General features: G+C 66.6%; 14 protein-coding genes and 2 pseudogenes. 6 read left to right on the plus strand and 10 right to left on the minus strand.

From position 1 onward, the window contains the following. From BST40_RS19690 to BST40_RS19705, 4 genes and pseudogenes are all read right to left on the minus strand, one after another. A pseudogene (locus BST40_RS19690) lies at nt 1-632 on the minus strand (hypothetical protein); the annotation flags it as partial. Then, the gene (locus BST40_RS19695; RefSeq protein WP_075545974.1) at nt 633-932 is read right to left on the minus strand and encodes a hypothetical protein; all 300 of its coding nucleotides are present in this window, start codon (nt 930-932) and stop codon (nt 633-635) included. A gap of 354 nt (nt 933-1,286) precedes the next feature. Next, on the minus strand, nt 1,287-3,059 hold the full coding sequence (locus BST40_RS19700; protein ID WP_075545975.1) for an N-acyl-D-amino-acid deacylase family protein: 1,773 nt from the start codon (nt 3,057-3,059) through the stop codon (nt 1,287-1,289). Nucleotides 3,060-3,273: 214 nt separating this feature from the next. Then, nucleotides 3,274-3,651 carry an STAS domain-containing protein gene (locus BST40_RS19705; protein ID WP_075545976.1) on the minus strand — a complete coding sequence of 126 codons (378 nt, stop codon included), beginning with the start codon at nt 3,649-3,651 and terminating at the stop codon, nt 3,274-3,276. 265 nt (nt 3,652-3,916) lie between these two features. On the opposite strand from BST40_RS19705, the gene BST40_RS19710 reads away from it, so the two are divergent. The 3 genes and pseudogenes from BST40_RS19710 to BST40_RS32910 form a co-directional block, all read left to right on the plus strand. Then, nucleotides 3,917-4,966 carry an ABC transporter permease gene (locus tag BST40_RS19710; RefSeq protein WP_075545977.1) on the plus strand — a complete coding sequence of 350 codons (1,050 nt, stop codon included), beginning with the start codon at nt 3,917-3,919 and terminating at the stop codon, nt 4,964-4,966. 3 nt (nt 4,967-4,969) lie between these two features. Then, entirely contained in the window at nt 4,970-5,962 is a 993-nt protein-coding gene (locus BST40_RS19715) for an ABC transporter ATP-binding protein (RefSeq protein ID WP_075545978.1), read from the plus strand. Further along, a pseudogene (locus tag BST40_RS32910) lies at nt 5,944-6,307 on the plus strand (cytochrome b); the annotation flags it as partial. The gene BST40_RS19715 and the pseudogene BST40_RS32910, both read left to right, overlap by 19 nt. Here BST40_RS32910 and BST40_RS33310 read toward each other — a convergent pair. Both BST40_RS33310 and BST40_RS19720 read right to left on the minus strand, forming a co-directional pair. After that, a complete protein-coding gene (locus BST40_RS33310; RefSeq protein WP_219858729.1) occupies nt 6,297-6,500 on the minus strand; it encodes a PPW family C-terminal domain-containing PPE protein in 204 nt (67 codons plus the stop codon). The pseudogene BST40_RS32910 and the gene BST40_RS33310 overlap by 11 nt on opposite strands. 35 nt (nt 6,501-6,535) lie before the next feature. After that, nucleotides 6,536-7,486: an extracellular catalytic domain type 1 short-chain-length polyhydroxyalkanoate depolymerase gene (locus BST40_RS19720; protein WP_075545980.1), complete on the minus strand. Its 951-nt coding sequence runs from the start codon at nt 7,484-7,486 to the stop codon at nt 6,536-6,538. Nucleotides 7,487-7,563: 77 nt separating this feature from the next. On the opposite strand from BST40_RS19720, the gene BST40_RS19725 reads away from it, so the two are divergent. Beyond that, nucleotides 7,564-8,052: a MarR family winged helix-turn-helix transcriptional regulator gene (locus tag BST40_RS19725; protein ID WP_075545981.1), complete on the plus strand. Its 489-nt coding sequence runs from the start codon at nt 7,564-7,566 to the stop codon at nt 8,050-8,052. Here BST40_RS19725 and BST40_RS19730 read toward each other — a convergent pair. The 3 genes from BST40_RS19730 to BST40_RS19740 all read right to left on the minus strand — a co-directional run bounded on the left by BST40_RS19730 (nt 8,040) and on the right by BST40_RS19740 (nt 10,861). Beyond that, on the minus strand, nt 8,040-9,395 hold the full coding sequence (locus BST40_RS19730) for an acyltransferase family protein (protein WP_075546002.1): 1,356 nt from the start codon (nt 9,393-9,395) through the stop codon (nt 8,040-8,042). The two genes, BST40_RS19725 and BST40_RS19730, sit on opposite strands and share 13 nt — an antisense overlap. Nucleotides 9,396-9,537: 142 nt before the next feature. After that, entirely contained in the window at nt 9,538-9,918 is a 381-nt protein-coding gene (locus tag BST40_RS19735) for a hypothetical protein (protein WP_075545982.1), read from the minus strand. A gap of 112 nt (nt 9,919-10,030) precedes the next feature. Next, nucleotides 10,031-10,861, minus strand: coding sequence for an alpha/beta fold hydrolase (locus tag BST40_RS19740; RefSeq protein WP_075545983.1), 831 nt, complete (start codon nt 10,859-10,861; stop codon nt 10,031-10,033). A gap of 65 nt (nt 10,862-10,926) precedes the next feature. Here BST40_RS19740 and BST40_RS19745 point away from each other — a divergent pair, with 65 nt between their 5' ends. Further along, entirely contained in the window at nt 10,927-11,532 is a 606-nt protein-coding gene (locus BST40_RS19745) for a TetR/AcrR family transcriptional regulator (protein ID WP_075545984.1), read from the plus strand. Here the strand turns inward: BST40_RS19745 and BST40_RS19750 are convergent. Beyond that, nucleotides 11,529-12,479 (minus strand): LysR family transcriptional regulator, encoded by a 951-nt coding sequence (locus BST40_RS19750; RefSeq protein WP_075545985.1) that lies wholly within the window; start codon nt 12,477-12,479, stop codon nt 11,529-11,531. The genes BST40_RS19745 and BST40_RS19750 overlap by 4 nt on opposite strands. Nucleotides 12,480-12,590: 111 nt before the next feature. Here BST40_RS19750 and BST40_RS19755 point away from each other — a divergent pair, with 111 nt between their 5' ends. Next, complete coding sequence (locus tag BST40_RS19755) at nt 12,591-13,703, plus strand: hypothetical protein (protein WP_075545986.1); 1,113 nt, start codon at nt 12,591-12,593, stop codon at nt 13,701-13,703. The last annotated feature ends 12 nt before the right edge of the window (nt 13,704-13,715 follow it).

The raw sequence follows: 13,715 nt of genomic DNA on the forward strand, positions 1-13,715 counted from the left end.
GTGTCCCACGGCGCGAATGGGGGCGGGGGGCTAGTGCCGCCGTCTTGTTTGAAGTCGACCAACCGGATTCCATTGCGCTGGGTGGCGGGAGCTTGCGGGACAGGGGTGGAGATCGGGTTTTCCGCAAAGCTGACGCCGCTGAGACCCGCGGTGGTGGCGGTAAGTTGGCCTGCAACCTTGGCCTCTGCCCCGTCGAGCTGTTCTGCGCGCAAGCGGATGTCTCCGGCGAAAGCTTGCGCCTGAGCCTGTCGGGCGGCCTGCTCTGCGGCCGTCCTGCTCGTGTGTGCGCCAGTGACCGATAAGTCCTCGCCGACAGTGAATCCCGCATTCTGGGCGTCCTCAACGGCATACAGGACTCTTCGCTGGGCTGCACCGATCTCGCTGGCGCCATCGCGCGCAATCCCGGCTGCCTGACGCAACAGCTCGGCTTTGGCGCTGACAATCGGCAGGTCGGCGCTGGTTCGTTGCCGCAGCCCGTCACCACCAGCGCCATGCCAGGCGATGGCATAGGACTGGTTTCGCATCTGCAGGAACGTGTCTTCCCACTGATCCGCGGTCTTGGTCCAGTAGCCGGCTGCATCGATTAGATGCTCGATGCTCCATGCCCGGATTTGCGACAGGGTGGCCGGCATCTAAACCACCGTCACCTGCGTCACCGCGGCCATCTCGGCGGCCGCCGTCGTCTCTTGATGGGCGTAACCTGCCGCCGCGGCAGTCACCGCGGCACCCGTAGCCTGAGTTCGGGTGCCGAATTCCGCCGCAGCACCGCCAATTGCTGCGTTGATACCACGCACCGCCGCCGTCGTTGCTTGGAATGGCTGGCCCGGTGACGGCGGCGTTGTTCCAGCGGCGAGTTGGGCACCGAGGCCCTGCGATTGACTGGCCGTAACCCCTAGCTGACCAAGGACGACCTGCAATTCATCCGATCCCACGCGGGCGAGTCTAAATCGAGGCCACCCGGAGGGCTACCCGGGCCGCTCAGCTCGCTCACACCCGAAGCTAGGTGACTACGGGACATGCAAGGTGTTGCGGCGACGCTCGGCGACCAACTGACCGATTCGAAGGATCTGATCGTCGCGACGTTGTTGGAAGTCGCCCGCGGGTAGTGCGAGATGCCATGTGCGAGATCACCTGTCGTAGACGGTGCTGGCGTGACCCATGTGACTGATACCAATGATGTCGCGCATCGCTCGACCGGAACACCTCTTTTCGCGACGAATTGCCAGTGAGCCGCCGTCGGCCGTACCCACGGCTCTGCCGCCCCGACGACCAGGCTCGCCAGCGTGTCAGCGCGCGCCGCGCACCAGACGACCGGGCCGGGCCCCGGTGTCTACACCGTTGCGACGGGTGACCGTACCGCTGACGATCGTGGCGGTGTATCCGCTTGCGGCCTGCAAGATTCGGTGGCCACCGGCTGGCAGGTCGTAGGCCATCGCCGCGGGATGCAGTGTCAGCGCGTTCATGTCGATGACATTGAGGTCGGCCTTCTTCCCGGGCTCGATGGTGCCGCGGTCGGTGAGGCCGAACAGATACGCGGTGTCGCGGGACTGCTTGCGAATCACGTATTCCAGCGGCAATTGCTCGCCGCGGCGACGGTCGCGGGCCCAGTGTGTCAGCAGAAACGTGGGATATGAAGCGTCACAGATCATCCCGCAGTGGGCACCGCCGTCGGAAAGCCCCAGCACCCCGGCGGGATGCAACATCATCTCCCGGATGGCATCGCAATTGCCGTCGGCGTAGTTGAACAACGGCAACATCAGCATGGCGGTCGCGTCCGCCTCGAGCATGAGGTCGTAGAGGGTCGCCAGCGGGTCCTCGCCGCGCGCCTCCGCGATCGCGGCGACCGTACGGTCGGGTGTGGGCTCATAGTCGGGCGGATCGCCGAGTGCGTACAGACGTCCCAGTGCGTGCTGAACGAAGGCGGACATGCCGTCGAAAAGGACCGTCGGGTCGATGGGCAGATCCGCTTCGGCGAGAATCGCGGCCTTCACCGCCGGGTCGGCGAGACGGTGTGCCAGTTCGTCGCGGCCGCATTCGGCCATCAGCCGGCGGTAGGTGGGCCGATGGCCGAAAGCATGGTGTCCGCGGAACCCGATCATCATGCCGAATGGGCGCGCCGCGATCTGCGGATACAGCCGGCTGCCCGACTCATGCGCGGCCGCGGACAGGTCCAGCTGCTCGCGCCACAGGTTCGGGTCTGCGTCGACCTGGATGAGCGCGAACGACACCGGCCGGTCGATTTCGGCGCTCAGCCGCCGCATCCATTCCAATTCCTTCTTGGGCCCGACGATGTCCTCGCCCGCCGCCCCTTGCGGGGCGAGCTCGAAGACGGCCCGGCCGCCTGCTGCCATGGCGCGGCCGAGACCGAACAACTCGTCCTCGGCGGCGAAGGTGCCGGGCACCGGCTCGCCGTCCATCGCGCGGTGCGCCAGCGTGCGTGATGTCGAAAAGCCGAGCGCGCCGGCTTCGACCGCCTCGGTGACCAGCCGGCTCATCGCCGCGATGTCGTCAGCGGTTGCCGGCTCGTTGTGGGCTCCGCGCTTACCCATGGTGTACGCGCGCACCGCCCCGTGCGGGATCTGGCTGCCCACGTCGATCGCGAACGTGCGGGCGCCGATCGCGTCGAGGTACTGCGGGTAACTCTCCCAGCCCCAGGTAATGCCCTCGGTCAGGGCGGTGCCGGGAATGTCTTCGACACCTTCCATCAGCCTGATCAGCCAGTCCTCGCGGCCGGGGCGGACCGGAGCGAATCCCACCCCGCAGTTGCCGGTGACCACCGTGGTGACCCCGTGCCCGCTCGACGGCTCGAGCAAGCCGTCCCAGCTCATCTGTCCGTCGTAGTGGGTGTGGATGTCGACGAAGCCGGGGGCCACCAATTGGCCTGTCGCATCGATGGTTTCGGAGGCAACGGCCATCTGTAAGCCATCCATCGCGGGGTCGTTGGAACCGCGGCGGACAACGTCGACGATCGCGCCGTCTTTGATTCCGATATCCGCGGGATACCGCTGCGCGCCGGTGCCGTCGACGACGGCGCCGCCGACGATCTTCAGATCGAACATGCGTCCCTCTGGGTCTCTTCCTGGTCGCCCGGCTGCGACGCGAACAGGGCGGCGAACCCGGTTCCCAACCATCATTACGCGACGGTGCGTAGCGTATATGTCGACGGTAGGCGTCGCAATCGGTTGAGTCAATGAAAACCGATCGCCGGACGAAAGCGGTCGGTTCACTCAGGCGGTACGCCTGGCCCGGGTAACACTTGGTGCCGCGAAAGCCTCACTCGCCGGCAAAACTGCTCAGTGCGCTATCGAGTGTCCGGTAGAGGGGGAACACCGAATCGATGCCCATGAGTTTGATCGGGCGGCTGGTGGCCGGGCCGTCCGCCACCACCGCGAAACGGGTCGGTGGCGCCACCTGAGAGTTGGCGGTGACCAGGACGGTCATCCCGGCGGAGGCCAGGAAGTCCACTTTCGACAGGTCGACGATGACTGCCGGGGGGCCGGCGGCCAGCGCGGTCTGTATCGCCTCGGCGAGCCGCGGCGCGGCAAGCATGTCCACTTCTCCCGAAACGGCCAGCACGACCGCCTGATCTGTCTGGGATTTCTCGATGCCGAAAGCCGTCGGAGTTACCGGATCGCCAGATTGTTCGGTCATGCTCGTATCTCACATCCGTTGCTGGTGGGACACCGCTAGTTCCCAGACAACCACTACTAAGCCTGGGGCTGTTGTCTCAACCCTGTCGATCGTCGATCCTGCGCAGCCAAGCCGCGGCGCGACGTCATGACGATGGCGCCCATGGATGCCACTGGCAACCGAACGCCCATGTTACCTGTGGCGTTCGGCGCCGTTGCCGGCCCGGTGCGCGGCCGGCCCGGACAAACCTGGACCGGGACGGCGGGGACGTTGGTAGGTTCTGGGAATGCTCTTCGCGGCCCTGCGTGACATGCAGTGGAGAAAGCGGCGCCTTGTCATCGCGGTCGTCAGTACCGGGCTGATCTTCGGGATGACGCTGGTTCTCACCGGACTTGCGAACGGCTTCCGGGTCGAGGCCCAGCACACCGTCGACTCGATGGGCGTGGACCAATTCGTGGTCAAGACCGGCGCGGCCGGGCCGTTCCTGGGTTCGACGCCGTTTCCCGATGTTGACCTGGCGCGCGTGGCCGCCGAGCCCGGCGTCACGGCCGCCGCACCGCTGGGCTGTGTCGGGACGATCATGAAAGAGGGCACCTCGACGCGAAACGTCACCGCCTTCGGCGCGCCCGAGCATGGGCCCGGCATGCCGCAGGTCTCCGAGGGCCGCGCCCCGGCCAAGCCGGACGAGGTGGCGGTTTCGAGCACACTGGGCCGCCACCTCGGCGACACCCTGCAGGTCGGTGCGCATACCTTACGGATCGTTGGCATCGTGCCCAACTCGACAGCATTGGCCAAGATCCCCAACATCTTCCTGACCACCGACGGGTTACAGCAGCTGGCCTATAACGGGCAGCCGATGGTCACCTCCATCGGGGTCGACGGCTCACCCCGGGGGCTCCCGGACGGCTATCAGACATACGACCGCGCGGGTGCGGTCCACGACCTGGTACGCCCGCTGCGCGTCGCGGTGAATTCGATCTCCATCGTGGCGGTCTTGCTATGGATCGTGGCAGCGCTGATCGTCGGATCGGTGGTGTACCTCTCGGCGCTGGAGCGCATGCGCGATTTCGCGGTGTTCAAAGCCATAGGCACGCCGACACGTTCGATCATGGCGGGGCTGGCACTGCAGGCACTGGTCGTCTCGCTGCTGGCCGCGGTGGTGGGCGTCATCCTGTCGAAACTCCTGGCGCCGCTGTTTCCGATGATCGTCGCCGTGCCCGCTTGGGCCTACCTGGCGCTGCCGGTGGTGGCGATCGTCATCGGCCTGTTGGCCAGCCTCGCCGGTTTGAAGCGCGTCGCGACCGTCGATCCAGCGCTCGCGTTCGGAGGTCCTTGAGCGGTGGGCGATCTCAGCATTCAGAACCTCGTCGTCGAGTACTACAGCGGCGGCTACGCGCTGCGGCCGATCAACGGGTTGAACCTCGACGTGGAGGCCGGTTCGCTGGTGATCCTGCTCGGGCCCAGTGGCTGCGGGAAGACGACATTGCTGTCCTGCCTCGGCGGTATCCTGCGACCGAAGTCCGGTGCGATCAAGTTCGAAGACGTCGACATCACCACGCTGGAGGGCACCGCGCTGGCGAAGTACCGGCGTGACAAGGTGGGCATCGTCTTCCAGGCCTTCAATCTGGTGCCGAGCCTCACCGCCCTGGAAAACGTGATGGTTCCGATGCGCGCGGCCGGGATGTCGCGCGCCGCTTCGCGGAAACGTGCCGAGGAATTGCTGACGCGGGTCAATCTCGCCGAACGAATGAAGCATCGCCCCGGCGATCTCAGTGGCGGACAGCAGCAGCGGGTCGCGGTTGCCCGTGCGATCGCGCTGGATCCGCCGTTGATCCTGGCCGACGAACCGACCGCGCACCTCGACTTCATCCAGGTGGAGGAGGTGCTGCGGCTGATCCGTGAACTCGCAGACGGGGATCGCGTCGTGATGGTCGCGACCCATGACAGCCGGATGCTGCCGATGGCCGATCGCGTCGTCGAACTGACGCCGGACTTCACCGACACCAACCGGCCGCCCGAAACGGTGCAACTGAAGGCCGGTGAGGTGCTGTTCGAGCAAAGCACGATGGGTGACCAGATCTACGTGGTGTCCCAGGGCGAGTTCGAGATCGTGCACGAATTGGCCGACGGCGGCGAGGAATTGGTGAAAGTCGCCGGACCTGGCGACTACTTCGGCGAAATGGGTGTGCTGTTTCACCTGCCACGTTCGGCGACCGTGCGAGCCCGCACCGACGCGACGGCCGTGGGCTATACGGCGCTGGCCTTCCGGGAGCGCCTCGGTACGGGGGGACTGCGCGACCTGATCGAGCACCGCGAGCTGGCCGGCGAGTAAATCCTGCACTGCCGCCGTTCCGGCCCTCCATCGGGCGTGTCGAACGCCGTATCGCGTCATGGTCCGAATACTCGCTGTACGCCGTGCAGCTTATCCAGCCGCTGACCGGGTGGGCCATGCTGTCGGCGGCCGGACTCACGCTCATCTCGCTGGGGCCGTTTCAGCTGCCCCGCATCGCACCGCACAATATCGAGATCTACGCGGTACTTCCTCTTGTTCCTGACGTTCACCGCCCACGTGTGCGCAGTGCTCTTTCGCGCCGTGGTGCTGCGCGATCGACTCATCGACCCAATGGCGGTCTGGCCTAACAAAAATCCAGCTGAGAAGGCGGACCTTAGGTATTGATCAACCGACCCGAAAAGCCGAAGACCAACCCGCTACACCCCAACTGTCTCGACTGGTTGCGCATGCCAAGTGGAGGCAACATCGGCACCGGTGCGCCGTTGCCGAAGGCGACATCTCGTACGGTGGCCAATCCGCCGGCCTGCACCCCAGCTCCCTGTTGGACGGTACCCGCGAACCCCCATTGACCCGGCACCCTGGTCGCCCGCCGTCACCGACACCAATTGCGCCCTAGCGGTGGTGGCCGCTGAAGAACTGCCAGATGGAGTCAGTCGCGTCGAGCGCTGTCGACGGTTCGGGGAGGCCGAGTCGTTCGAGAAGCGGGCTCTTGGTACCCCCGGGCCATTGATGCCCGGCCCCGGCCACCGAGATCAATTCGACGGTGCGTCCGCCCGGGCAATCGGCGGTTGCGGTTGTCACGGCGCCGGCAGTGGTCGAGGACGACGGTCCGCAGCCGTCGATGCCGCGCCAGATGGCGTTCACCGCTGGCACTGACGGGCCGTCGACGCGAGGAGTTCCGTTGGCTGTCAAAGCTTTACCAGGTCCGCCGGCGTAGGGAACACTTTCGTCGGCGGTGCCGTGGATTTGCAGAACCGACGTCGGTTGTGCGCGTGCGCAATCGGTCAACAGCGTGCCTGCCACCGGCGCAACAGCGGCGAAAATGTCCGTCTGACAACCCAACCGAAGCGCCAGCATGGCTCCGTTTGACATGCCGGTGGCATAGACACGGGTGGTGTCGAGAGGTATCTGCCGCCCGATGGCGGCGACCATGGCGGTGATGAAACCGACGTCGTCGACGTCGGCCTGTTGCGGCAGGCCGCAGCACGACCCGGCATTCCAGGCGCGGTTGAGGCCATCGGGATAGGCGACCAGGAAATGTCCGCGGTCGGCTTCGGCATCCCAGTGATAGGCCCGTTCCGCCTGTGCGCCGTTGCCGTAGCCGCCGTGCAGCATCACCACCAGCGGCACCGCATCGGGAAGTTCCGGCGGCCGGTACAGATTGAAAGTCCGGTTTTCGCTGCCCCATGGGATGCTCTGGCTGGACTGGCCGGTGGGAATCGTCCTCGGCTCGGGGGCTCCGGTCGCGTGCCCGGGGCCTACTAAGCCCAAGCACCCGCCCACCGACGTCACCAGCACGCCCAGCAGCGCTGTCACGCGCATCCACACCTGTCCGGAGGCCATGAGTCCAATGGTGGCACCAAGCCCGCAGAATGACAAGCTGCTTGTCAATATGGGAGTGAGTGCGACACTGTTCGGTTATGCGACGTCTTCTGGATGCCCGGTGGGAGCCGACGGTGCCGGCCCTGGTGCAACTACTGGCCGCAACCGGTGCGCCGAGGTTGAGAGCGGCATTCGCCGCAGCCGGCCTCGACGGGTTGCGCCCGGCGCAGGCAGTGCTGCTGGTGCCCTTGGCCGCCGGGAGCCTGCATGCCTCGGCTCTGGCTGAGTACCTTGCCGTTAGCCGGCAGGCGGTGGCCCAGGCCGTTGCGGCACTGGAACGCCACGACTATGTCAGCCGGGCACCTGACCCGGCGGACTCGCGGGCCCGCCTGGTCCAGCTGACGCCCCGCGGTCGTCAGGCGCTTGGTGTTATGCGCTCCAACGCAATCGATGTGGAAGAGCGCTGGACACAGATCCTGGGGCAGCGCCGCCTGGCCGAGCTTCGGCAGAGCTTGCAGATGCTGCTCGCCGCGTCGGACGCCGAGGGGCCCGACGCGGCGTCGCGGCCGAGCGCTCAATCCTTCTGAACCGTGACCAGCTGGGGAATGTTTCGGCGACGACTGTCGTCGGCAAGACCGGCCCACCGTCCTGCGGCCACGGTCCGAGCAGCCACGAGTGCGCCGAGCATGACGGCCACGCAGGCAAGCCCGTCGTCCTTGAGGCCCCACTTCACCGCGGCCAAAATCGCTGCCCCGGCCACGCAGAGCAGCATGCCCACTACCGTGCCCTGCCGGCGCGACGTGCTGGCGGGTGCGCCATCCCAGCCGGGCAGCGGATTGTTCTCCAGCGGCCGCAGCACGACGAAGAGCACCGCCATCGCGCCGGCCATGAGCAACAGCTGCTGCACGCTGATCGCGAGGAAACCGGGCTGTCCAGGGTAGCGGGGGTGGCCGGCGATGTCGAAGAGCAGCTGTACCCCCAGCAGTACCGGCATGTGCCACAGGTACAGCGTCATGGCGCCGGTATTGCCGATTGCGGTCAACCACCACACCCGCGGCCGGCGGGCCCAGCGGGCGATTTCGGGTGCTGCCGCAATGGCCAACGCGCTCAATGTGATTGCGTGACCGGCCAGCAGCAGCGACGGGGGGCTCATGTTGGGCAGCCGCTGCCCTTCGATGCCGACCAGGCTCAGCTCGTACGGTCCCCACCGAAGCAGCGCGATGTCGACGGCGAACAGTGCCGCGGCGGTGCCCAGCGCGACGCGCCCGGAAAGCAAGCGGCGTCGGTAGGCAACGCCGAACATGCCGGGAATGAGCCAGACCGCGAGGTTGAGATAGCCGAGCGCCGCGGCGGCGGGCCAGTGCAGCCGGACCGCGTCGATGACCGCGATGACCGCATAGACCGCGGTCACACCGGCGGCCAGGCGCGCGGTCGTGGTGATCCGAGACAGCAGCGGCATCGCCGCCAGCACCAGCACATAGGCGCCGAGGAACCACAGCAGTTGAATGCTGATCCCGGCGACGGGCTGGTAAACATGCTGGGGCAGTATCGGATACAGCAATACCAGGGTGATCGCCCAGAACCCGAGGTAGTAGAACACCGGGCGGAACAGCCTGCTGCAGCGCTTCAGCAGCCAGTCGCCCCAATTGGTGTCGGGTCGCCACGACGTCAGGCAGGCCGCCGCGCCCGCGAAGAAGAACAGCGGCATGATCTGGAAGATCCACGTCAGCGCCTGGAACACCGCCGAGGTGGTCAGCAGGTTGTCCCAGATGAGCACGCCGCCGCGGATGACACTGATCGCCATCACCGTGTGGCCGACGACGACTCCAAGCAGGGCCGTGATGCGGATGACGTCGATGGCGCGGTCGCGGTCGGCCGGGGTGCGGGCGGCCAGTTCGGTGGGGCTGGGAAAGCGGATGAGCGTTGTCATGTCGGGCAGCATCGCGGATCGACGCACCGCCAGGCCTGCGTAGTTCTACCCGTTCCGGCTGGGTACGGCTACCGGGAGCCCGGCTATCGCCTCGCTTGCCGCAACGCAGGGTGGCTCGACGGGCGACGGCTGCGGCGGTGATTCACCACGACGACGCGTGCTGGGTCAACGTCAGGAAGAGGTAGCCGATGCAGAGCAGGAAGTTCAACGCGACGATGGCCAAGCCGACCGAGATCAACGCCCGCCGGCAACAGCGCTGCAGGCGTCGCATCTTGGCGACTCGGTTTTCGTGGTTTAACCGGATGGCGATCAATGCGAAACTGACACTTGTCATTTCGTCGTCTGAGACCGGCATGCCGGCCAGCATTTCCCGTAGCCGTCCCGGTGGAATTTCGACGCCCACCCGGGCGAAGCGGCGGCTGAGCCGACGTGCCTGGTGACGGCCGAAAAAGTGATCGCGCATCGGAAGCTGATGCGAGAGTCTCCGTCGTTCGTCGCCCCAGGGGTTCGACGGGGTCGTCACAAGGCGGAATTCTATGCCGCCTTAGTGCTGTATCGGGGCTGCCGCGCCAACTTTTTCGGCGAAGCTCGTCCGGATCGTTCGGTGGGCGGTGACGAGTGGGCCCGGGTGCGCGCTAGGTGCGTACGGCCACCGTGGACAGCAGATCGGCGAGCCGATCTGGCCGGTCCACCATCGAGAATGTCCGCGCCCCCTCGATCAACTCGAAGCGGGCGTTCGGAATGGTCGCGGCCAGGCGTTCACCGTCCTCGCGGGCAAAGAATGTATCGTCGGCCGACCAGGCGATCAGCGCCGGCTTGTCGAACTCGGGCAACCGGGCGGCGACGCCGGTGGTGACCTCTGTGCGCAGCGACAGCGAGAAGTGGCGCAGGTCTTCGGCAACCCGCGGATTGGATAACGCCGGCCGCACCCAGGCCCGGGTCAGTTCGTCGATGTCGGCGTACGCCAGGTCGTCGTAGGCGCGCCGGCGTGCCGCCGGTGCCCGCATGGTCTGGATAGCGGCCCGGAACAGCGGCTTGGACTTGGCCGCGAGGATCACCGGCTTGAGGATGGGTGGCGGAAAGTGTTCGAACGCATCGCAACTGGTGAGCACCAGAGCGCCGACTCGCTCGCGATGGTGCACCGCGGCGAGTTGGGTGACCACCCCGCCGGTGTCGTTGCCAACCAGCACCACATCCTCTAGGTCGAGGGCGGCAAGGAATTCGGCGACGATCCCGGCGACACCGCTGATGGATCGGTCCGCGCCGGCGCGCAGTGGTTCCGGATGCGCCCCGAGCGGCCAGGTCGGCGCCAAGCAGCGCAGACCCCGACCGGCAAGCCGTTCGGCGACTTGCCGCCATAGCTGCCCGCCCATCATGTAGCCGTGCACGAACACGACGGGCCGGCCGTTGGCGGGTCCGGTTGCTTCGTAATGGATGGTCCCGGCACTAATGTCGATCGTCGACATGGTTGACTCCTCACACCGACATACTTACAAACGGGCTGTCTGTTCGTAAGTTACCGACAGGTTGTATGGAAATCAAGAGGCGGACTCAGGAAGAGCGTTCCGCGGCCACCCGCGAGGCGCTGATCTCGGCCGCCCGCACGCTGTGGGGCGCGCGGGGTTACGCGGAGGTGGGAACGCCGGAGATCGCCACCCAGGCGGGAGTCACCCGCGGTGCGATGTATCACCAATTCGCCGACAAGGCAGCGCTATTCCGCGACGTAGTGGAGGCGGTCGAACAGGATGTGATGGCCCGGATGGCCACCCTGGTCGCGGCGTCGGGAGCGAGCACGCCCGCCGATGGGATCCGCGCCGCGGTCGAGGCCTGGCTCGACGTGTCCGGCGACCCCGAGGTGCGACAGCTGATCTTGCTGGATGCCCCCGCCGTGCTGGGGTGGAGCGCCTTCCGTGACGTCGCCCAGCGGTACAGCCTGGGGATGACCGAACAGTTGCTCACCGAGGCCATCCGGGCCGGCCAGTTGGCTGCGCTACCGGTGCGACCGCTGGCAACGGTGATGATCGGTGCCCTCGACGAGGCGGCCATGGCGATCGCCACCGCCGAGGATCAACAACGCGCCCGCCACGAGATCGGGCAGGTGCTGCGACGGCTCATCGACGGGCTGCTGCAGGACTAGGTTTGCGCCGATTCGGTGGCGAGTTGTGGATAGTGCCAGCCGAGGTCTTCGAGGTATCGCGGCGTCTCCGCCACGGCGACGTCGAGAAAGCAACGCACACTGGGTGATTGGTTGGCGGTACGCCATGCCAGGGCCAGCGGGCGATACGGCAGCGGGCCGTGCAGCGGGATGAACCGCACCCCCTTACGGCTGAGGTTGATGAAAGACGTTGGCAATAAGGCGCTTCCGGCACCGGATGCCACCAGTGCGAGGATCGTCTGAATCCGCGCGACTTCGTCGGCGATCGGCGGCTCGATGTGGTGCATCCGGAACAGCTCGATGACGTCGGCGTAGGTGGTGGCCGCCGCACCTCTGGTCCACAGGATCATCGGCTGGTCCGCCAGCAGTGACGGGGCAAGACGCCGGTGTCCGGCGAGTGGGTGGTCCTCGCAGACGACCGCGGCCAGCGGGTCGTCGAGCAGGGTCTGGATGGTCAACGACGGCTCGTCAACCGGTCCGCGCACAAAGCCGACGTCGATACGGTGTGCCAGCAGCCGCGCCGTCTGCTCAGCGGTGTCGAGTTCGGCGACTTCGAGTTTGACGTCGGGATAGCGGCGGCGATGTGCGCGCATCACGTACGCCAACACGCCGTCCACCGCTGCCTGCAGCGCGCCGACATGAAGGTGGCCGAGCTGGCCGGTGCCGGCCCGGCGCGCCGCGGCAAAGGCGCGCTCGGCGTGGGTGAGCGCCAGCGTGGCTTCCGCGAGCAGGGCGTGGCCGGCGTCGGTGAGCTCGATCGGGCGGCGGGAGCGATCGATGAGCGCCACTCCCAGTTGGCGTTCCAGCTTTTGGATCTGCTGACTCAGTGGCGGCTGGGCGATGTGAAGTCGCTCGGCGGCCCGGCCGAAGTGTCGTTCCTCGGCGACCGTCGCGAAGTAACGCAGCAAGCGCAACTCCGGGTCTGCCATATGTTGAGGATATATTGCCTGTCTCAACATGTCTTGGACGATGAAGATGCGGCGGTCTTAGCGTGGTCTCGAAAGCGCCCCAGACCAGGCCCAGACCAGGAAGGCAACCGCATGACCGCCGTGCTCACCGACGAACGCGATCTCGTCGAGTACTACTTCAACCAGCCCTGGAGCGACGGGCTGCCGGTGGTTCCGCCGACACCCGAGCGCGTCACCGCGGTGCTGGACGTATTGGGCGGGCCGCCCGAGGAACTGGTGGCGCGCATCCCGCCGCGATGGGGCAGCCTGACCCGGGAACTGCTGGCCGTCAACATGGTGATGGCCGGATGCAAACCCGAGTACGCCCCCGTCGTCCGCGCCGCCGTGCTGGCGCTGACCGATGCACGGTTCAACCTCAACGGCATTCAGGCCACCACGCACGTCGTCTCGCCGCTAATCGTGGTCAACGGACCGATCGCCCGCCGAATCGGAATGAACTCCGGCGGAAACGTATTCGGTTCGGGTAACCGCGCCAACGCCACCATCGGCCGCGCGATCCGCCTGGTCATGCTCACGGTCGGCGGCGGCATTCCCGGTGAGCTGGACAAGAGCACCCTCGGCCACCCCGGCAAGTACACGTTCTGCATCGCCGAAAACGAAGCGGCCAGCCCGTGGGCTCCCTATCACGTCGAGCACGGTTATGCCCCGAATGACAGCACCGTTCTGGTGATCGGGGCCGAAGCCCCGCACAGCGTCACCAATCACATCTCCGATGACCCGCAAGGGATTCTGGACTCCATCGCCTCGGCGATGAGCACCATCGCACACAACAACGCGGTGCTCGGCGGCTCCTGCACCGTGGTCATCGGAGTGGAGCACGCGCACACCATCGCCTCGTTCGGCTGGACCCGCGACGACGTCCGTCGCTACCTGTGGCTCAACGGCACCAACGACTGGGACGACGTGAGTTACGGCAACCGCTACGCAACCTCGGGCGCGCGCACCTACAACCGCAACCTGCCGAAGTGGTATCCGCGCGAGTCGGGCCGGCGGGTGCCGATCGTGTTCACCCCCGACGACATTCACCTGTTGGTCGCGGGCGGATCCGCGGGCCGGTTTTCGGCCTTCCTGCCCGGCTGGAGCACCGCGACCACCCCGGTGCTGCGCGCCGTCGAGGACGACGTCGTTGGCTCCACCGCAAGCGGACGCGACCTCGAGTGCTCCGACGGCTCGTGCCGCCTGTGAAACTCCCGACGA

The organism is Mycobacterium persicum (genome assembly GCF_002086675.1).
Lineage (GTDB): Bacteria > Actinomycetota > Actinomycetes > Mycobacteriales > Mycobacteriaceae > Mycobacterium > Mycobacterium persicum.